The sequence below is a fragment of the Paucibacter sp. DJ2R-2 genome (assembly GCF_025717675.1).
Classification (GTDB): domain Bacteria; phylum Pseudomonadota; class Gammaproteobacteria; order Burkholderiales; family Burkholderiaceae_C; genus Paucibacter_A.
On the sequence record NZ_JAJIRT010000008.1, the window covers coordinates 60,309 to 79,790 of the forward strand.

Consider the following 19,482-nt stretch of genomic DNA (forward strand, 5'->3'; position numbering starts at 1 on the left):
CGCTCGGCGCACAATCACTCTCTTCTGCGCCCCCGCCCTCTTGCCACGAGCCCAAACTTTTGAACGCCAAACCGCAAGACCACGAGACCGGGGCCAAGGCCAAGCCCAGCGGCGCCGTTGGAGCCGACCACTACGCCACCCTGGGTGTGGCCCATGGCGCCAGCGCGGCCGAGGTCAAGCAGGCCTACCGCAAGCTGGCACGCCGCTTCCACCCCGATGTCAGCCGGGCCGACACCGAGGCGCAGTTCAAGGCCGTGGCGCAAGCCCACGAGGTGCTGATCGACGCGGAGCGCCGCTCTGCCTACGACGCCCAGTTGCAGCAGCAAGAGAAAGCGAGCAAGGCGAACCGAGGCTTCGAATTCGCGGCCGACAGCGAACTCGGCGAGCTCTTGCGCAAGGCCCGCGGCAACACGGGCTGGCGCGCGGCCAGCCGCGAGCCACTGCTGGCGGGCGAAGACTTGCATGCCGAGGCCGAGATCGCCCTGGTGGACAGCTATTCAGGCGCCAGCCGGCGCCTGAATCTGCAGCTGCCGCGCCTGGATGACCAGGGCCGGCGCCATCTGCAGGACTGCCCGGTCGATTTGCAGATCCCGCCCGGCTTGCGCAGCGGCCAGCGTCTGCGCCTGGCCGGTCTGGGCGGCCCCGGCCTGGGCGGTGGCGCCGCGGGCGACCTCTACATCACCGTGCAGCTGCGGGCCGAGCCGCCGTTTCGGCTCGACAGCCCCTCAAGCCCGGCGGGCAAGTCCAGCGACCCAGCCGCCAGCGGCGATGTGTTCGTCAGCCTGGCGCTGGCGCCCTGGGAAGCCGCCCTGGGCGCGGCCGTGCAGCTGCGCACGCCGGGCGGAAGCCGCCTGGAACTGCAGGTGCCGGCCGGCGCCTGTGCGGGCCAGAAACTGCGACTCAAGGGCCGCGGTCTGCCCGCCCATCTGAACCTGCCGGCCGGCGACCTTTACGCCGAGCTGGAACTGCGCCTGCCCCTGGCCGATAGCCCGGCTGCGCGCGCCGCCTACGAGCAGCTGGCGGCCGCTTGCGCCGACTTCCAGCCGCGCGGCTGAGCCCGAGGGAGGAAGAGGCCCCTCAACTCCAGCTCAGGTCGCTCAGGCTCAGCGGCAGCTGGCGCACGCGGTGGCCGGTGGCGGCAAAGATGGCATTGCAAACCGCCGGCGCCAGCGGCGGCAAGGCCGGCTCCCCGAGGCCGGTGACCGGCTGATCGCTGCGCAGGAAATGCACATCGACCCGGGTTGGCGACTCATGCATGCGCAAGAGCGGGTACTCGCCCAGATTGCCTTGCACGATGCGACCACGCTGCAGGTCCAGCTGGGCATGCATCAGCGTACCCAGGCCATCCAGCACCGAGCCCTCGACCTGGTTCTCGGCACCGCTGAGATTGACGATTTGGCGGCCGATGTCCGATACCACCACCACCCGGTCCACCTTGAGCTGGCCGCTCTTGCTGACCGTCACCTCGGCCACCTCGGCGATGTAACCGCGATGGCTGAAATGGAAGGCCATGCCCTGGCCCTGGCCGCGCGGGAACTTCTTCTTGCCCCAGCCGGATTTGGCCGCCACCTCCAGCAGCACGGCGCGCATGCGGCCGGCATGGTAGGGCTGGCCGCGCTCATTGCTGGGCGGCACGATCTCGCGATCGCCGAGCAGCTCCAGGCGCAGCGCCAAGGGGTCGCGCCCGGCCGCATGGGCCAGCTCGTCGATGAAGCTGTGGAAGACCCAGGCGAACACGCAGCTGCCAGGCGCCCGCCAGGGGCCCATGGGCACGCCGCATTCCAGGGCGGTCTGCTCCAGTGTGATGTTGGGCAGCCAGCGGCCGGGGAACTCGTCGGCCGACAAGCTGCCGCCACTGCCCGGCTGCAGCACCGACTGACCCTCGCGCTGGACCCGGTTGGCGAAAGTGACGAAGTGGTTGTGCCAGGCGCTGACCCGGCCTTGCGCATCGACCGCGCCGCGCAGGTGGTGGAAGCCGCCCGGGCGGAAATGGTCGTGGCGCAGATCGTCTTCGCGGCTCCAGCAGAGCTTGACCGGCGCGGCCACGCGCTGGGCGATGGAGGCCGCCTCGACGATGAAATCCGAGCTCAGGCGCCGGCCGAAGCCGCCGCCGCTGCGCGTGATGTGCAGGCTGATTTTTTCCTTGGGAATGTTCAGGGTGTTGGCCACCAGGTTCTGACCCGAGGCCGGGTTCTGGGTTGGCGCCCAGAGTTCCAGGCTGGCGCTCTCTGGTTTCCACCAGGCCGTGCAGTTCTGCGGCTCCATGCTGGCATGCGAGATGAAGGGGTAGCTGTAGCTGGCCTCTACCACCTTGGCACCGCTGGCCCGCAGGGCCTGCTCGACATCACCGTCCTTTCGCAGGTTGCTCGTGCCGGCTTTGCCGCGCAGGGCCGCAGCCTGGGTGGCAAAGCCGTCCCAGCTCTGCGTGGCCACGGCGCCCTCATCCCACTGCACGCGCAGCTGCTTGCGGGCGCTGAAGGCCGCCCAGGTCGATTCGGCCACGATGGCCACGCCGGGCATCAGGCCGTTGAGATTGCTGGTGCCCTCGATCACAAAGGCATCGCGCACGCCGGGCAGCGCCTTGACCGCGGCCAGATTGGCGCTGAGCACCTTGCCGCCGAAGGCCGGGCATTTCTCGTACACCGCGTAGAGCATGCCGGGCAGCTTGACGTCGATGCCGAACAGCGGCGCGCCGCGCACCAGCACAGCGTTGTCGACGCCACCGATGCGCTGGCCCAGCAGCTGGTAGTCCTTGGGGTCCTTGAGCTGCACGCTGGCAGCATCGGGCAGTGGCAGCGTGGCGGCCAAGCTGGCCAGCTCGCCATAGCCCAGCTTGCGGCCTGTGGGGCGGTGGTGGACGAAGGAGTCGCGTGCCTGGCAGTCAGCAGCCGGCACGCCCCAGCGCTGCGCCGCCGCTTGAACCAAGAGCGTGCGGGCGGTGGCGCCCAGGCGCAGGAAGTCCTGGTAATTGGTGGGCGTGGAAGTGGAGCCGCCCGCGCCCTGGCTGCCGTAGGCCGGGTCCAGATCACCTTGCACGATCTTCACATCGCGCCAGTTCACCGACAGCTCTTCGGCGATCACCATGGGCAGCGAGGTCTTGATGCCCTGGCCGATCTCGGGCTGCTTGGAGATGAGCGTCACCACGCCCTCGGGCGAGATGCTGATGAACGCGCTGGGCTTGAAAGCCTGGGCCGCTGCGGGCTTGACGCTTTGAGCCAGGGCCACGGTCGAGCCGCTGAGCGCCAGCACCAGGCCGGCGCCGCTGTGGCCGAGAAAACGGCGGCGGCTGGGGTTCACAAGGGCGGCGCGGCTCATACGCCCTCCTTCGCTTGCGGTTTGGCCTTGCGGGACACGGGCGCTTTGACCGCCACGGCGGCAGCTTGGGCCGAGATTTCGGCGGCACGGTGAATGCCCGCGCGAATGCGCAGATAGGTAGCACAGCGGCAAAGGTTGCCGGACATGGCGCCGTCAATGTCAGCATCACTCGGTTTGGGGTTTTCTTTCAGCAAGGCGGCGGCCGTCATGATCTGGCCGGCCTGGCAGTAGCCGCATTGCGGCACGTCCAGCTCCACCCAGGCTTGCTGCAGGGGATGGCTGGCCTGGGCGTCCAGGCCTTCGATGGTCAGCACTTTCTTGAGGCCGACGGTGGCCACCGGGGTCATGCAAGACCGGGTGGGCACGCCGTTGAGGTGCACGGTGCAGGCACCGCAAGCGCCGACGCCGCAGCCGTATTTGGTGCCGGCCAGGTCCAGACTGTCACGCAGGACCCAGAGCAGAGGTGTATCGGGCGCGGCCTCGACCTGACGGATCTGGCCATTGATATGCAGGCGGTACAAGCTCATGGTGCGGGCTTTCCAAGAAAGGCTGGAGGGCGCGGCGCAGCATAGCAAGAAGCCGCCGGCCGCGCTGAGGCCGCGCCAGCCCGCAGGAAAGCACGGCTCAGTCGTTGAGCAACAGCTGCAGGATCACGCCGGTGGCAATAGCGACCAGCAGGTAGTCACCGCCCGATTGCACCCAGTGGTAGCCGCGTGGCGGCGCACTCAGGCGGTGGCCGCGCCAGTCGTCCACCACATAGCGGGTGCCGCGGTAGGCCGGAGGCAGACGGCCGCCGCGGTAATAGGCGTGATCAGGCCCGCCACCGCGCCGGTCATCGGCCCGGCGCTGGCCATCGTTGTAGGCAGGAGTGCGGTAGGGCCCGCCGCCGTGTCGCTCGTCCTGGGCGCGCGAGGGCGAACGGTTGCGCTCCGGGCCGCGGTCGCCGTAACGATCACCTTCCCGATCACGCTCCCGATCGCGGTCTCGGTCTCGGTCCGAGCTGCGTTCTTGCTCATGGCTGCGCGCATCGCGCTCGCGCGCGCCGCGCCTTTCGCTGCCGGGCTGGGCCAGCGCCGGAGTGATCGTCGCCGCGACGGCCGACATCAGGGTCAGGATTCTTGCCCAGCGCCACAGGCGGACGGGTCGTGCTGCGTTCATGAGCTGCTCCTCAGGTGAAGGGCCGTGGGTTCAATGGCCGCTGCTGTCGCTGGGGCGGCCCGACTCGAACAAGAACCAGGTGCGGCGCTCACCCTCGTCGATCCAGACCTCGATCAAGCTGGCCGTGGCCAAGTCGCGGTGTTCGGCGCACAAGCCATGGGCCTGGCGCAACATTTGAGCCAAGGTCTTGTTGTCCTCGCAGAGCTCGGCCAGCATATCGGCCGGCTCCACGAAAGCGGCGTCGTTGTCGAGCAGACGCTGGCTGCGCGAGATATGGCCGATCGAACGCAGGGTCGAGCCGCCGACCTTGCGGATGCGTTCGGCCAGCGGGTCCGTCATGGCCAAGAGCTCACCCGACTGATCGTCCAGCATCAAGTGGTAGTCGCGGAAATGCGGCCCGCTCATATGCCAGTGGAAGTTCTTGGTCTTCATGTAAAGCGCGAAGACGTCGGCCAAGATGCCGTTCAGGCTGGCCGATATGTCACGCGTGGCATTGGCCTGCAGATCGGTCGGTGTTCTCAACGCGCCACTGCGGCGCGCCAGGGCATTGGGGGCGGTTTGGAGTTGGGTGGTGGACATGGGGGCCTTGGGTGGTGGTGGGATTGGTGAATCGTGAATCGTGAATCGTGAATCGTGAGTCGTGAGTCGTGAATCGCGAGTCGTGAGTCGGGCTTAGGTTGGGGAGAGGCAAGACCATTCACCATTCACCATTCACTCCTCACTTCCCCCCAACATACCCCCGCCCCCCTCTTCGCTCGGTGCGCTGTCGCACAGGTCCGCCGCAAACACCGAGCCGCATTGCAGGCGCTTGGCCTGGTACATGGCGCGGTCCGCTTGCAGCAGCAGGGCTTCGGCGCTGCGGCCGTCGGCAGGCCAGCATGCGATGCCGATGCTGGGGCGCATCTGCACGAGTTGACCCTGCAGTTGCACCTGCGCCGACACGGCATCAAATAGCTTGCGGGCGAGGCGCTCCAGGGCCTCGCGGCCCAGACCCTCGGTGCGCAGGCAGGCAAACTCGTCACCGCCCCAGCGCGCCACCAAGTCGCCTGAGCGCAAGGCCCGGGCCTGGCGCAGGGCGACGATCTTGAGCAACTCATCGCCGGCCGCATGGCCCAGCACATCGTTGATGGCCTTGAAACCGTCCAGATCGAGAAACAGCACGGCCAGCCCCGTCTCTTTGCCCGGCTGCGTGCTGCTTGGCAAGGCACGCTCAAGCTGCGTCAAGCTCATCGCCAAGCGTTCGCGGAAGTAGCGCCGGTTGGGCAAGCCGGTCAGGCTGTCGCGCCGCGCCAGCACCTGGGCCTGGCGTGCGGCCTGGTGCGCATGGTCCAGCTCTTGCCGCACCTGCTGCAGGTCATCCAAGGCCTGCTCGGCGTCCTGCTCCAAGCGGGCGCGCCGTTCCAACTCATGACGCAAGGTCAGCTGAAGCTGATCCAGGGCCTCCACGCAGTCGGACACGCAAGCATCCGGCGCCTGCCCGGGCAGGCGCTCGGCGCCGTCCAGACTCTGCAGTCGCTGCTTGACGGCCGTGAACAGCAGCTCCCAGTCCTGCACGGCCACGCCGCCGCGCCCGCGGGCCGCCAGCGCGGTACCCGCCTCGGCCACGGGCGCCGCCAGCGGCTCTGACATCGGCTCTTGCATCGGCGTATCGGCAGCCCCCGGCGGCGGGGACTGCGCTTGGCCCGCACTGGCGGGGCGAAACTCAGCGGCCATGCACGACCCGGCGCGGCACAAAGGCCGCGCGCTTCAAGCCGCTCCTGCGCAAGGTGGGCTGCAGCTGGGGGCTGGGGAACTGATCTGCATAATTTGCAAGGTCAGCGGCATAGCAACTGCAGGCGGCGGCTTCCAGGCCGCTGCGGTCGAGCACGGTCAGCTCGCCGCGGTGGTATTCGATCAGGCCGCTGCGCTGCATGGCGCCGGCAGCCTGGGTCACACCGACCCGGCGCACCCCCAGCATATAGGCGAGAAACTCATGGGTGACGGCCAGCTGCGGCGCGCGCGCGCGGTCCTGGCTCATCAGCAACCAGCGCGCCAGGCGCGGACCGATCTGATGGAAACGCAGACAACCGGCGGCACAGGCCAGATGGGCCAGGCGAACATAGAGGTAGCGCTGCAAGACCGCCTGCAAGGGCTTGCTACGCGCCAGCTCGGCCACAAACACCGGAGCGGCACAGCGCCAGGCCTGGCCGTCGCCCTGCACCAAGGCGCGCAAGGGCGCCCGGTTGACGCCCAAGCTCAGCTGAATGCCCAACATGCCCTCGCGGCCGATCATGCCCATCTCCAGGCTCGGGTGCTCGTCGATGCGAGCCAGCAGGGAGATGAAGGCGTCCGTGGGGAAGTAGACATGGCGGGTGTCCTCGCCAGCCTCGCACAAAGTCTCTGAAAGGCTCAGCTGTACCGGCTCACAAAGCGCCAGCAAACTGTTGCGTGCCGCCGCCGGCAGGGCGGCGATCAAGCGATTTTGCAGCGCCGCCGCAAGGGCCGGCATGGAGGGAGGGGCTCTGCCGCTGGCACCGCTCGGGGTGCTGCATGAAAGTCGGAGTTCGCTCACTGCAGAATCCTTTGTGCGCCTCAGGACAAGAGGCGCTTGCGGTCCAAGCATGAGGGCATCGTCGGGTGCTAACTGTCTGGCAGCACACACAGACGACGCCTGCTGGTCGGTTCGGGTCGCGGCGCAAACCAGCAGTTCAAACCGCCAGCATGTCCGGCAGCAGTCGGTCGTACTCTTTTTTCACCACGCCGTAACACTCGCAGCTGCGTGCTTCCAGGCCCAGGCGATCAAGCACCGAGATATGGCCACGGGCATAGCGGATCAGACCCTGCTTCTGCAGCTTCAGCGCGGCCTCGGTCACACCCTCGCGGCGCACGCCCAACATATTGGCGATCAGCTCCTGCGTCATGATCAGCTCATCGCCCTGCAGGCGATCCAGACTCAGCAGCAGCCAGCGGCAAAGCTGCTGATCGAGGCTGTGGTGGCGGTTGCAGGCGGCGGTCTGCGCCATCTGCGTGATCAAGGCCTGGGTGTAGCGCAGCAGCAGGTGCATCAGCGGGCCGCTGCGATTGAACTCCTCGCTCATGGCGTTGGCGCGCATGCGATAGCCCTGGCCGGCGCTCTGCACCACGGCCCGGCTCGGTGTCGAGCCCCCCCCCATGAAGAGCGAGATGCCGACGAGGCCCTCTTTGCCGACCACGGCGATCTCGGCCGAGGCGCCGTTCTCCATCACGAACAGCAGCGAGACGATGGAATTGCAAGGGAAGTAGACATGGCTCATCGGCCGGCCCGACTCATACAAGACCTGGCCGAGCGGCATCTCCACCGGCTCCAGAAAGCCGCGGCAGCGCTGCCACTCGGCTTCGGGCAAAGCGGCGAGCAAGAGGTTCTTCTTCGGATCGATGGTGTGCGCCATTTAACAAACTCCCTGTACTGTCTTCAATGGGAGGGAAGCCTCCCTGCCGGCCTGACAAGACCTTGGCGATCTGACTATAGGTTTGCACGGTATCGGGGTCTGTTCGCTAGCGAACATACCTGAAAAGTGCTGCGGCACGCCAGATGGCCCTAGTTCCGCAGGGCATCAGCGTTCGTCAGCGCACAGACCCTGGACCCTCCCCCCCCTACCTTGAACTTTCCACGGACCCGCTGAATGCGGCTGGGTCTGCGTCTGTTCCTGCTGCCCGAGGCCACCCATGACCCTGATCTCCCTGCGCCATAGTTTGCGCGCCTGCTATCTCGACTTTGCGGTCTACGCCCTGCTGATATTTGGTCTGGGCAGCAGCCTGGCGCCGCCGCAGACCCCGCGCGAGGCGGCCGGCCTGCTGGTTCTGGCACTTGTGGGCCTGGCCTTGTGGTCGCTGATCGAATACCTGACCCACCGCTTCGTGCTGCACGGCATCCAGCCCTTCCAGGGCTGGCACAGCGAGCACCATGCCCATCCGCGCGAGCACCTGGGCCTGCCGACCTGGCTCAGTCTGGCCCTGTTCACAGCCCTGGTCTACCTGCCGCTGCGGGCCATGCTCGGCGCGGCAAGCGCCGGCCCGCTGATGATCGGAGTGCTGGCCGGCTACCTGATCTACTCCATGGCGCACCACGCCAGCCACCACTGGCCGGCACGCGGCATGTGGATGGAGCGGCGCAAACGCTGGCATGCCCTGCACCACCAAGCCGGCCAAGCCCGCTGCTACGGCGTCAGCACCACCTTCTGGGACCGCGCCTTGGGCAGCCACCTGCGCCAGCGCGGCCTCAGCGAGCGCAGCCGCAGCCCCTGAGCCCGCAAAACAACAGCGCCCGGCCGGTACGCCAACGCACAGACCGGGGCTGCTGTATCCGCTGAAACTGAAAGTTCGCTACCGGCCCCTGGCCGAACCTCACAGGGCTCATCGGGAATCCGGTCCTATTGCCGTTCACAAGGATGACCATGAACAAGCGTTCCAATCACCAGCCCTCGCCGACCCCGGCCTCATCTTCTTCTTCATCATCATCACTCTGCGCCCGGCCTCGCCCGCTGCAGCGCCTGGCTTGGCTGAGCATGGCCGGCGTGTTGCCGCTGCTGTGCGGCTCGGTGCTCGCCCAGGAGCCCTATGTCTACGGCGGCTTCGGCGCCGGGCAGTCACGCGCCAAGCTGGACGCCGAGCGGGCCTTGGGCATCGTGCTACCGGCCGGCGTCAGCGCCCAGGACATCAGCCGCGACGAACGCGACACCGCCTACAAGGCCTTTCTCGGCTACCAGATGAACCGCAACTGGGCCATCGAAGCGGGCTATTTCCAGCTGGGCCGCTTCAATGTGGGCGCCCAGACCACGCCGATCGGTGCAGTCGCCGGGCGCTTTGACCTCAAGGGCATCAACCTCGACCTGGTCGGCAGCGTGCCCATGAGCGAGAGCTGGTCGCTGCTGGGCCGCATCGGCACGCAGTTCAACCGCACCCGCACCCATTTCGAAGGCTCGGGCGCTGCGGCCTCCGCCACCTCCGACCCCAGCCGGCGCGACACCAACATCAAGCTTGGCGCCGGCCTGCAGTACCAGATGGGCGGCATGGCCCTGCGTGCCGAGGCCGAGCGCTACCGAGTTCGCAATGGCCTGGGCTATCACATCCCGGTCAATATGGTGTCGCTGAGCCTGGTCTTCCCCTTCGGCCGTTCGCCCGCGCCGGCACCGCGTGTCAGCGCCGTGCAGCAAGCTCAGCCGGTGATGATGGCCGCCGCGCCAGCACCGGCCGCGCCCATGCCCGAGCTCGTGCCTGTGCCCCTGCCGCCGCCGGCGGCTGGCATTCCGATCCCGCCGCGCCGCATGAGCTTCTCGGCGGAGTCGCTGTTCAGCTTTGACGAGGCCGCCATCCAGCCGGCCGGCGCCCGGGCACTAGACGCCCTAGCCCAGGAGCTCAAGGGCACGGACTTCCAGCTGATCATGGTGGAGGGCCACACCGACCGCCTGGGCAGCAGTGAGTACAACCAGACCCTGTCACAGCAACGCGCCGAGGCGGTCAAGAACTACCTGGTCAACACCGGCGGCATCGCCGCCAACAAGATCAGCGCGGTCGGCAAGAGCGAGTCCATGCCGGTGACTCGGCCGGAAGACTGCAAGGGTCAGAACAAGACCGCGGCCCTGATCAGCTGCCTGAAGGCGGACCGCCGCGTCGAGGTCGAAGTGCAGGCCGAAATCAGCGCGCAACGCTGAAGCCCAGCGGCTTGTCCTACAGCGCCGGGCCGGACTGTCTGACAGACAGCACCGCCCGGCGTTTCTACGCTAAGAGCAGACAAGGAGCTTCCTCATGAACCCCAGCAAGACCTTCACCACCGGGCCCTGGAGCACCGCCGCATTCGCACCCGAATCGGGCTCAGCCGAGCCGGCCGCAAACAGTGGCCTGGGCGAACACCTGATCGCCTGCCTGCGCCTGCGCGGCCCCTTGTTCGCCCTGCGCTGCAGCGCCGATGCCCTGCGCAGCTTTGTCGGTGCGCACCTGGTCACCAGCGTTCTGGTCCTGCTGCTGGCCGGCGGTCTCTTGGCCTTGTGCCTGCTCTGAACCATGGGCCGACTGCATCGCTTGAACGTCGGGACCTGGCTGGCCCGGCATGTCGGCCCGGCTTTCTTCTTCCTGACCGCCGCCGAGCCGGAAGCACCGGCTCTGCTCAACGACATGCTGGACCCGCAAGAGGGCCCGGTGCTGGCACCGATACGTTCCGAAATCTTCGGCCAGCAGCGCTTTGCCCAGCATGGCCGCAGCCTGGCGGCCACGCACCGGGTGCTCGCGGTGCACGAGCAAGGCCGCGGCCAGACCTTCTTCCCGCGCCTGCGCAGCAATGTCGCGAGCCTGCGCCGGGCCCACCGTTTTCTCGCCGCCCAAGCCAGCACCGGCTTTGACATCAGCCCGGCCGCCGAATGGCTGCTGGACAATTTCCATCTGATCGAGGCCCAGCTCAAGGAAGTCCACGAGGGCTTGCCGCGCCGCTATTTCCGCGCCCTGCCGGTGCTGCAAGACCCGCCTCTGGCGGGACTGCCGCGCGTCTACGGGGTGGCCTGGGCATTTGTGGCCCACACCGACGGTGCCTTTGACGAAGAGCTGCTGGTGCACTTTCTGTGTGCCTACCAAGAGGTGCGGCCGCTCAATCTGGGTGAGATGTGGGCGCTGCCGACCACGCTGCGCGTGGTTTTGATCGAGAACCTGCGCCGCCTGGCCGAACGCGTGGCCGGCCAGAAGGCCGCACGCGAGCTGGCCAACCAATGCTGCGATCGCATCGAGCGCCTGGGCCTGGCCGAGCTCGACCAGCAGCTCGCCGGCCTGCGCCAGCGCGGCCTGGACCAGGCCTTTCTGGCGCAGATGGCGCAGCGCCTCTTGCACCGCGCGGGCAACAGCAACCCGGTCGCCGACACGCCCTTGCAGCAGGCCGGTGCCGAGCTGCGCCGTGCCTGGCTGCTGCAGGCCCTGCCCGACCCGGCCGGCGCGCAGCTGCAACAGGCCGCCGAGCAAACCGCCGACAACCTCAGCGTCAGCAATGCCGTCAGCTCGCTGCGTGTGATCGGCGAGGCCGACTGGCCCGAGATCGTGGCGCGCAGCAGCCCGCTGATGCAGCTGCTCTTGAACTGCGACAGCTTTGCCGCCGAACACAGCCGCACCCGCGACCAAACCCTGCACGGCATCGAGACCCTGGCGCGGCGCTGCGGCCGCAGCGAGCTTGGCGTGGCGCAGGTGCTGATCGACGTGATGCTATGCCCGCACGCCGGCGGCGCGCCCGTGCCGCCCCATGCCCAGACCGCCGGCCACTGGCTGCAGGGCGAAGGCCGCCCCGCCCTGCTGCAGGCCCTGGGCTTGCAGGAATCGGCCAGCCTGCTTTGGCGGGCCGCCCTGCGCCGCCATGCCCTGGTCCTTTATCTGGGCGGCTTGGGCCTGGGCTGCGCCGCTTTGCTGGCCGGTCTGGCTCGCTTCGATCCCGCCCTGGCCGCGGCCCCCTGGCCCTGGCTGCTGGCCTGCCTGGCGCTGATGCTGCTGCCGGCCTCGGAAGCCTGGCTGGCCTTGATGAACCGCCTGCTCAGCGAATCGCTGCGGCCGGCCCAGCTGCCGCGCCTGGCCCTGGCCGAGGGCATTGCGCCGACCCAGCGCGTGCTGGTGGTGATGCCGGTGCTGCTCAGCGACGCCGCCACCATTGCCGAGCTGGCCCACCGCCTGCAGCTGCACCAGCTGGCCAACCCGGAAGCACAAGCCCAGTTCGCCCTGCTCAGCGACTGGGCCGATGCCGACAGCGCCAGCCTGCCCGGCGATCAAGCCCTGCTCGACGCCGCCGTCGCCGCGATCCGTGCCCTCAATCTGGCCACACCGGTGGCCGCGGGCGCCCCGGCGCGCTTTCTGCTGCTGCACCGGCAGCGCCGCTTCAGCGACAGCGAGCAACGCTGGATCGGCTGGGAGCGCAAGCGCGGCAAGCTGGAGCAGCTGGTGGAAGCGCTGGCGCAAGGCGAAAACAGTGGCCTGGCTTTTGCCGACCTGGGCCCGCTGTCCCAGACCGCGCCGCACACCCGCTATCTGCTGACCCTGGACAGCGACACCCAGATGCCACCGGGCCGCCTGCGCGAGCTGGTGGGCGTGGCCGCACACCCACGCAACGAGCCACGCCTGAGCCCGGCCGATGCGGCCGGCCAGGCCGGGCCGCGCCGGGTGGTGGCCGGCTATGCCATCTTGCAGCCGCGGGTGGTCACGCCGCTGCCGGCGCGCGGCGACTTCACGCCCTACCACTGGCTGTTCGCCGGCCAGTGCGGCCTCGACCCCTATGGTTCGGCAAGCTCCGAGACCTACCAAGACCTGTTCGACGAAGGCAGCTTCACCGGCAAGGGCTTGCTCCATGTGCAGGCCCTGCAAGCGGTGCTGAACGGCCGCCTGCCCGAGGGTCAGGTCTTGAGCCATGATCTGCTGGAAGGCGCCCTGGCCCGCTGCGCCGCCGTCAGCGACATCAGCCTGGTCGAGGACGCACCGTTTCACGCCGATGTGGCCGCCTCGCGCGTGCACCGCTGGATCCGTGGCGACTGGCAGCTGCTGCCTTTCTTGCTGCCGCGCCGCTGGAGCCAGCAGGCCCTGCGCCTGGGCGCGCTGAACCGCTGGAAGCTGCTCGACAACTTGCGCCGTTCCCTGGTGGCGCCCGCCTCCCTGCTGCTCTTGCTGCTGTCCCTGGCCTTGCCCGCGGGCCTGTGGCTGGCGCCGGGGCTGGCCCTGGCCCTGGTGCTGGCCGCCCATCTCGCCGGGCCCTTGCTGGGCGCCCTGGCCGGCTTGCTGCCCAGCCACGGCGGTTTTGCGCCGGGCCATTTCTGGCTGCGCGGTCTGACCGAGCTGGCGCGCGCCCTGCTGGGCAGCTTGTGGCAGCTGGCCCTCTTGCTGGAACAAAGCGCCTTGGCCCTGGACGCCATCGTGCGCGCGCTCTGGCGCAGCGGCCACAGCCACCGGCTGCTGCTGCAATGGACCACGGCCGCGGCCGCACAGGCCGCAGCCGCGCGCAGCTGGCCGGCCGTGTTCGCCCGCCACCGCCGCGCCAGCCTGGGCGGCTTGCTGGCCCTGGCCGGCCTCTTGCTGGCCGGCACCGAGGCGGCGGCTCTGGCCACGGCCTTGTGCCTGCTCTGGGCCGCCACACCGCTCTGGGTCGGCTGGGCCAGCCGGCCGCAAGGCCTGATCGGCGGCCGCCGGTCCGAGCGCGTCAGCCTGCAAGAGCGCGCCTATTTGCGCGGCATCGCACGCGACACCTGGCGCTTCTTCGAGCGCTGCGTCGGCCCGCAAGACCGCCACCTGCCTCCCGACAATCTGCAGATGCTGCCGCAGGAGATGCTGGCCCATCGCAGCTCGCCGACCAATATCGGCCTCTATCTGCTCAGCGTGGCCTGCGCACGCCAGTTCGGCTGGATAGGCACGGAAGAATTGATGCGCCGCCTGCAGGCCACGCTGGACAGCCTGGGCACGCTGGAGCGCCACCGCGGCCACTGGCTGAACTGGTACGACACCGAAACCGGCGCCGCCCTGCTGCCACGTTATGTCTCCACCGTGGACAGCGGCAACCTCTGTGGTCACCTGCTGGCGGTGGCCCAGGCCTGCCGCGCTTTGGCCTTGGCACCCTATGCCGCCGAGCCGGCCGCCGCTGCGGTACAGGATTCGCTGCAGCGCCTGCGCGAGCTGGCACCGCTGTGGCCGGAGCAGCCGCAAATCATGCTCAATCAGGGTTTGATGCGCCTGCTGCTGATCGAAAACCCCTTGCAGGAAGCGCGCCGCGCGCCGCAAGCTTTTGAGCAGCTGCTGCGCGAGGCCGCCGAGGGCATGGACGCGCTGAACCGGCTCGGGCCAGGCATCGATCCAAGCTCGGCGCGCCAGCGCCTGGCCTGGCTGCTGATCGATCACCTGAACACCTTGCGCTCGGCCCTGGAGGACCAGCTGGCGGCTTGCTTGCCCGCTGCGCAGCAAGCCGCCAGCGCTCGCCTGCTGGCCCTGGCGCAGCGCTGCGAGGCCCATGCCGGCGAACCCGACTTCGCCTTCCTCTACCACCCCAAGCGCCATTTGCTGCACATCGGCCTGCGCGTCGCCGAGCAGGAACTCGATGCCGGCTTCTACGACTTGCTGGCCTCGGAGTCGCGCCTGACCAGCCTTTGGGCCATGGCCAAGGGCGATGTGCCGGTGCGCCATTGGGCGGCGCTGGGCCGGCCCTTCTTCGCCGTCGGCCTGGCCGCAGGCCTGCGTTCCTGGTCGGGTTCCATGTTCGAGTACCTGATGCCCAGCCTGATGCTGGACGAGCCGGTGGGCAGCGCCCTGCGCGAAGCCTGCCGCGCCGCCATCGAAGAGCAGATCGCGTTCACGGCCGCGGCTGGCCTGCCCTGGGGCATTTCGGAGTCGGCCTATGCTGGGCGCGACCACAGCCTGGCCTATCAGTACGCGCCCCAGGGCGTGCCCCGCCTGAGCCTGCGTCGCACGCCGCCCGACGAGTTGGTGATCGCGCCCTACGCCACCGCCCTGGCCGCGCAGCTGGAGCCACAACGGGCCTGCCGCAACTTCGAACGCCTGGAAGCGCTGGCGGCGCGCGGCCGCTACGGTTTCATCGAGGCCCTGGACTTCAGCCCGGCCCGCCAGGGCCAAGAGCAAGGTCCGGGCCTGCCCCAGGCCGGTCCGGCCGGCCATGTGCCGGTGGCCACCTTCATGGCCCACCACCAGGGCATGAGCATCGCCGCCCTGGCCAATGTGCTGCTGGCCGGCCAGGTACAGCGTTGGGGCATGGCCTGCGCGCCGCTGGAGGCGGTGGCCTCGCTGCTGCATGAGCGCTCGCCGCGCGAGATTTCGCGCCTCTACCAGGCGCCCGCGCTGCTGCCGGCCCAGGTTTTCGAGCGCCGCGCGGGCGGCCTGCTGCGCGAGGTCCACCCGGGCATGGCGGCGATCGAGCCGAGCCAGCTGCTGTCCAACGGCCGCTACCAGCTGAGCCTGCGCCCCAATGGCGCGGGTGCGTCGAACCTGGGCGCCATGGGCCTGAGCCGGCGCCGCGACGACGCCTTGCGCGACGAGTACGGCAGCTTCTTCTTCCTGCGCGGCCTGGACGCCGCGGCGCCGCAGCGCCTGGTCTCGCTGACCCAGCATCCGGCGCCCGATGCGGCCGCCCATTACCGCTGCAGCTTTCACCCGGACCGGGTCTGCCTGAGCGCGCGCTGGCCGGGTCTGAGCAGCCAGCTGACCGTCTGGATCAGCCCCGAAGACGACATCGAGTTCCGCCAGGTGGAGCTGCACAACCTCGGCGAGCAGGACTTGGAACTGGAGCTGATCTCCGCCTTCGAGCCGACCCTGGCCGAGCCGCGCGCGGACGAGGCCCACCCGGCCTTCAGCAACCTGTTTCTGCGCGCCGAATGGAACCCGCAGCAACAAGCCCTGCTCTGGCAGCGCAAGGCACGCCTGCCCGGCGAGCCGGAGCTGCACCTGGCGCATTTCCTGACCGAGCTGGTGCTCAGCGAAGACAGTGACGCGCCAGCCGAGCGCGGCTCGCTGCTCGGCCTAGCCGTGCAGACCGACCGCCAGCGCTGGCGTGGCCGGCTGCGGCCTGCCAGCCAGCCGCTGGGGCAGCTGCGTGCCGTGCCCGGCGGCCGGGAGTCGGTGACCCTGGACACCGGCCTCGATCCGGTCTGCGTGCTGGCCACCCGCCTGCGCATTGCCCCAGGCGCCAAGCTGACCCTGACCTTTGCCACGGCGGCCAGCCATCTGCCCGGCCTGCTCCATGCGGTGATCGACAAATACCGCCAGGCCGCCCATGTGCAGCGCGCCTCGCTGATGTCGGCCACGCTGACCGGCATCCGTCTGCGCAGCCTGCGCATCAGCCCGGCCAATCTGGCCGCCGCCCAGACCCTGAGCACCGCCTTGCTGATGAGTTTGAGCCGGCCGCATCTGGCCCAGGCGGGCGCTGCCGGCTCCGGCACGGCACCGGATGCCTGCGACCGCAGCCTGCTCTGGCGTTTCGGCATCTCCGGGGACCAGCCCATCGTGCTGGTGCAAGCCGGCGTGATCGAAGGACTGGGCCTGCTGCGCAGCTTGGCGCAGGCCATGCGGATCTGGGCCTGGGCCGGTGTGGCCTGTGATCTGGTGGTGGTCAATGGCGAGGCTGCGTCCTACCAGATGAGCTTGCAGCGCGAGATCGCGGCCTTGCGCGAGCGCCATCTGGCCGAGTGCAGTGCGCAAGCGCAAATGCAGCAGCCCCCAGGCCAGCCCAGCCGCAGCGGCTTTCATCTGCTGCGCGCCGAGGAACTGAGCGCTGCCGAGTTCGCCAGCCTGCGCAGCCTCGCCTGCATCACCCTGGACGCCGACGGCCGCCCCCTGCACCACCATGTGCAGGCCTGGGCCGAACAGTTCGAGACGGCCTGCGCGCTGCGCCAGGACGGCGGAGCACTGAGCGTGCAGCTGCGCCCCATGCCGACACAGCAGCAGGCCGCGCCAGGCCAGTTCAATGCCGACGGCAGTCACTTTGAATTCGAGGTCAGCCCCCGGGAGCGGCCCGATCGACCCTGGATCAATGTGCTGGCGAATGCCGGCTTCGGCTGCCAGGTCTCCGACAGCGGCGCGGGCTACAGCTGGGCGGTCAACAGCCGCCTGCATCAGCTGACGGCCTGGTCCAACGACCCGGTGGCCGACACGCCGTCCGAATGGTGCCTGCTGCAAGACGAGCGCAGCCAGGAGACCTGGAGCTTGTGCCCCTCGGCCTGGGGCGACGGCGGGCCGGCCCAGGTGCGCCACGGCCAGGGCTGGAGCGAGATCAGCCAGCAGCGCGGCAGCCTGAGCTGGACCCTGGGCTGGTGCGTGGACAGCCGCCTGGCGATCAAGCAGCTGCAGATCAGCCTGCACAACAGCGGCGAGCGCGAGCGCCATCTGCGCCTGATTGGCCTGACGGAGTGGCTGATGGGGGCCAGCCGCAACGAGCGCATGAGCAGCCGCTGCAGCCATCTCCAGCAAGGCGGCGCCACCGCCCTCTTGTGCACCCAGAACGAAGCCTCGGCCGGCTTCGGCCAGAGCACGGCCTTCCTGGCCCTGCTGCCCAAGCTGACGGGGGCAGCCGGGGTGGCGGACCAAGGCTTTGAGGGTGAACGACTGGACTGGACCTGCGACCGGCGCGAGCTCTTCGACGCCCGCGGCCGCCTGCAGCTCCCTGACCATGGCGGCGAGGTCAGCGGCGCCGGCCTGGACCCTTGCGCCATGATCAGCCGCCGCTGGACCCTGGCCGCCGGTCAGCGCTGCGAGCACAGCTTTCTGCTCGGCCACGCCGACAGCCCGGCAGCGGCCCAAGCCCTGCTCGCTCAGGCCCTGCAGCAGCCACCGTCCGCCCGGCTGCAAGCGGCCCGCGCCAGCTGGGACGAGCTGCTGAGCGCCACCGAGGTGCGAACGCCCGACCCCTTGTTTGACGCCATGGTCAACCGCTGGCTGCTGTACCAGACGCTGGCCTGCCGGCTCTGGGCCAAGGCGGGCTTCTACCAGGCCGGCGGCGCCAGCGGCTTCCGCGACCATCTGCAGGACGCCATGGCCCTGGCCTGGGCGGCGCCGGAGCTGCTGCGCGCGCAGATCCTGGAGGCCGCCGGGCGGCAGTTTGCCGAGGGCGATGTCCAGCACTGGTGGCATGCGCCGCTGGGCGCCGGCGTGCGCACCCATTGCTCGGACGACCTGCTCTGGCTGCCCCTGGCCTGCCTGCACCATCTGCGCGCCAGCGGCGACGCCGGCCTGCTCAAGGAGGAGCTGCCCTTTCTCGACGGCGTGGCCATCCCCGAGCACGGCGAAGACCGCTATGCCCGGCCGGGGATCAGTTCCCAGAGCGCAAGCGTCTACGAACACGCGGCGCTGTGCATCGACCACAGCCTGCGTGTCGGCGCCCATGGCCTGCCCCTGATCGGCACGGGCGACTGGAACGACGGCATGAACCTGGTCGGCCCGCAAGGCCGCGGCGAGTCGGTCTGGCTGGGCTGGTTTCTGTGCCGCCTGGTGGCCGACTTCGCGCCGCTGGCGATCGAACGCGGCCAGGACGAGCGGGCGCAGCGCTGGCTCAGCGCCGCTGAGGGCTGGCGGCACGCTCTGCTGGACCAGGCCTGGGACGGCGCCTGGTACCGGCGCGCTTTCTTCGACGAGGGCCAGGCCCTGGGCAGCCACGCCAATGCGCAGGCCCGCATCGATTTGATCGCGCAGGCCTGGAGTGTGCTGTCGGGCGTGGCACCGCTGGCGCGGCAGCAAGAAGCGCTGGCCTCCATGGACGCGCTGCTGGTGGACGGCGAGGCGGGGCTGATACGCCTGCTGGACCCGCCCTTCCAGGACGCGAACCCGGAGTCAGCCCCCAAAAGCAAGACCGAGACCGAGACCGAGGCCGAGCCCGCACCCAACCCGGGCTACATCCAGGCCTACCCGCCCGGCGTGCGCGAGAACGGCGGCCAGTACACCCACGCGGGCGTCTGGGCCCTGATGGCGCAGGCCGGCCTGGCTCTGCAATTGCACGAGGCCGCTGCAGGCGATCCAGAGGCAGCCGCGGCGCTGCGGCAACAGGCCGATGCGGCCGGCGAGCAGGTGTACCGTTACTTCCGCTACCTGTGTCCGGCGCATCGGGCCAGCGACCCCGGGCAAGGCTCGGTCTACGGCACCGAGCCCTATGCGGTGGCGGGCGATGTGTACAGCGCCCCGCCTTACACCGGGCGTGGCGGCTGGAGCTGGTACACCGGCTCGGCCGCCTGGCTGCACCGCGCGGCCATCGAGTCCATATTCGGCCTGCGCCTGAGCGCCCGCAGCCTGATGCTGCAGCCCTGCCTGCCCGCGGCCTGGCCGCGCGCCGAGCTGAGCCTGCGCCGCCACGGTCGCCTGATGCACTTCACCTTGCTGCGCGGGGGCCAGGCGGCGGCCCAGGAGCTGGCTCAGGCCCAAGGTGCCCGGCTGCTGCAGCCAGGCGAGGCGCTGGACTGGCTGGGCCTGCCGCAGGAGGCGCACTTCGTGCTGCCGATCTGAGGGCTGGAGCGGCTTTTCACTGCAAGGAAAAACAGACAGACCCAAAAGAAAAAG

General features: G+C 69.4%; 12 protein-coding genes. 5 read left to right on the plus strand and 7 right to left on the minus strand.

Annotated elements, in window-relative coordinates; translation table 11 throughout:
* Window positions 1–59: 59 nt before the first annotated feature.
* A complete protein-coding gene (locus LNV28_RS17865) occupies window positions 60–1,055 on the plus strand; it encodes a DnaJ C-terminal domain-containing protein (protein WP_263519365.1) in 996 nt (331 codons plus the stop codon).
* A gap of 22 nt (window positions 1,056–1,077) precedes the next feature.
* Here LNV28_RS17865 and LNV28_RS17870 read toward each other — a convergent pair whose 3' ends face one another.
* The 7 genes from LNV28_RS17870 to LNV28_RS17900 form a co-directional block, all read right to left on the minus strand.
* Entirely contained in the window at window positions 1,078–3,315 is a 2,238-nt protein-coding gene (locus LNV28_RS17870) for a xanthine dehydrogenase family protein molybdopterin-binding subunit (protein WP_263519364.1), read from the minus strand.
* Entirely contained in the window at window positions 3,312–3,842 is a 531-nt protein-coding gene (locus tag LNV28_RS17875; RefSeq protein ID WP_263519363.1) for a (2Fe-2S)-binding protein, read from the minus strand. The genes LNV28_RS17870 and LNV28_RS17875 overlap by 4 nt, the downstream gene beginning before the upstream one ends.
* 97 nt (window positions 3,843–3,939) lie before the next feature.
* On the minus strand, window positions 3,940–4,473 hold the full coding sequence (locus LNV28_RS17880; RefSeq protein ID WP_263519362.1) for an RcnB family protein: 534 nt from the start codon (window positions 4,471–4,473) through the stop codon (window positions 3,940–3,942).
* A 30-nt stretch (window positions 4,474–4,503) separates the two neighbouring features.
* Window positions 4,504–5,052 (minus strand): Dps family protein, encoded by a 549-nt coding sequence (locus LNV28_RS17885; RefSeq protein WP_263519361.1) that lies wholly within the window; start codon window positions 5,050–5,052, stop codon window positions 4,504–4,506.
* A 132-nt stretch (window positions 5,053–5,184) separates the two neighbouring features.
* Window positions 5,185–6,102: a GGDEF domain-containing protein gene (locus LNV28_RS17890; RefSeq protein WP_263519360.1), complete on the minus strand. Its 918-nt coding sequence runs from the start codon at window positions 6,100–6,102 to the stop codon at window positions 5,185–5,187.
* A 73-nt stretch (window positions 6,103–6,175) separates the two neighbouring features.
* Window positions 6,176–6,961 (minus strand): Crp/Fnr family transcriptional regulator, encoded by a 786-nt coding sequence (locus LNV28_RS17895; RefSeq protein ID WP_263519359.1) that lies wholly within the window; start codon window positions 6,959–6,961, stop codon window positions 6,176–6,178.
* A 199-nt stretch (window positions 6,962–7,160) separates the two neighbouring features.
* Window positions 7,161–7,880 carry a Crp/Fnr family transcriptional regulator gene (locus LNV28_RS17900; RefSeq protein ID WP_263519358.1) on the minus strand — a complete coding sequence of 240 codons (720 nt, stop codon included), beginning with the start codon at window positions 7,878–7,880 and terminating at the stop codon, window positions 7,161–7,163.
* 277 nt (window positions 7,881–8,157) lie between these two features.
* On the opposite strand from LNV28_RS17900, the gene LNV28_RS17905 reads away from it, so the two are divergent.
* The 4 genes from LNV28_RS17905 (at window position 8,158) to LNV28_RS17920 (ending at window position 19,428) form a co-directional block, all read left to right on the plus strand.
* Window positions 8,158–8,736 carry a sterol desaturase family protein gene (locus tag LNV28_RS17905; RefSeq protein WP_263519357.1) on the plus strand — a complete coding sequence of 193 codons (579 nt, stop codon included), beginning with the start codon at window positions 8,158–8,160 and terminating at the stop codon, window positions 8,734–8,736.
* A 149-nt stretch (window positions 8,737–8,885) separates the two neighbouring features.
* Window positions 8,886–10,142: an OmpA family protein gene (locus LNV28_RS17910; RefSeq protein ID WP_263519356.1), complete on the plus strand. Its 1,257-nt coding sequence runs from the start codon at window positions 8,886–8,888 to the stop codon at window positions 10,140–10,142.
* 94 nt (window positions 10,143–10,236) lie between these two features.
* Window positions 10,237–10,488, plus strand: a complete 252-nt coding sequence (locus LNV28_RS17915) for a hypothetical protein (protein ID WP_263519355.1) — start codon at window positions 10,237–10,239, stop codon at window positions 10,486–10,488.
* Window positions 10,489–10,491: 3 nt separating this feature from the next.
* The gene (locus LNV28_RS17920) at window positions 10,492–19,428 is read left to right on the plus strand and encodes a GH36-type glycosyl hydrolase domain-containing protein (protein WP_263519354.1); all 8,937 of its coding nucleotides are present in this window, start codon (window positions 10,492–10,494) and stop codon (window positions 19,426–19,428) included.
* The last annotated feature ends 54 nt before the right edge of the window (window positions 19,429–19,482 follow it).

Coding starts and splice junctions, on each gene's coding strand:
- LNV28_RS17870 (WP_263519364.1), bottom strand. CDS start 3,315: ATGAGCCGCGCCGCCCTTGTGAACCCCAGCCGCCGCCGTTTTCTCGGC.
- LNV28_RS17875 (WP_263519363.1), bottom strand. CDS start 3,842: ATGAGCTTGTACCGCCTGCATATCAATGGCCAGATCCGTCAGGTCGAG.
- LNV28_RS17880 (WP_263519362.1), bottom strand. CDS start 4,473: ATGAACGCAGCACGACCCGTCCGCCTGTGGCGCTGGGCAAGAATCCTG.
- LNV28_RS17885 (WP_263519361.1), bottom strand. CDS start 5,052: ATGTCCACCACCCAACTCCAAACCGCCCCCAATGCCCTGGCGCGCCGC.
- LNV28_RS17890 (WP_263519360.1), bottom strand. CDS start 6,102: ATGTCAGAGCCGCTGGCGGCGCCCGTGGCCGAGGCGGGTACCGCGCTG.
- LNV28_RS17895 (WP_263519359.1), bottom strand. CDS start 6,961: ATGCCGGCCCTTGCGGCGGCGCTGCAAAATCGCTTGATCGCCGCCCTG.
- LNV28_RS17900 (WP_263519358.1), bottom strand. CDS start 7,880: ATGGCGCACACCATCGATCCGAAGAAGAACCTCTTGCTCGCCGCTTTG.
- LNV28_RS17905 (WP_263519357.1), top strand. CDS start 8,158: ATGACCCTGATCTCCCTGCGCCATAGTTTGCGCGCCTGCTATCTCGAC.
- LNV28_RS17910 (WP_263519356.1), top strand. CDS start 8,886: ATGAACAAGCGTTCCAATCACCAGCCCTCGCCGACCCCGGCCTCATCT.
- LNV28_RS17915 (WP_263519355.1), top strand. CDS start 10,237: ATGAACCCCAGCAAGACCTTCACCACCGGGCCCTGGAGCACCGCCGCA.
- LNV28_RS17920 (WP_263519354.1), top strand. CDS start 10,492: ATGGGCCGACTGCATCGCTTGAACGTCGGGACCTGGCTGGCCCGGCAT.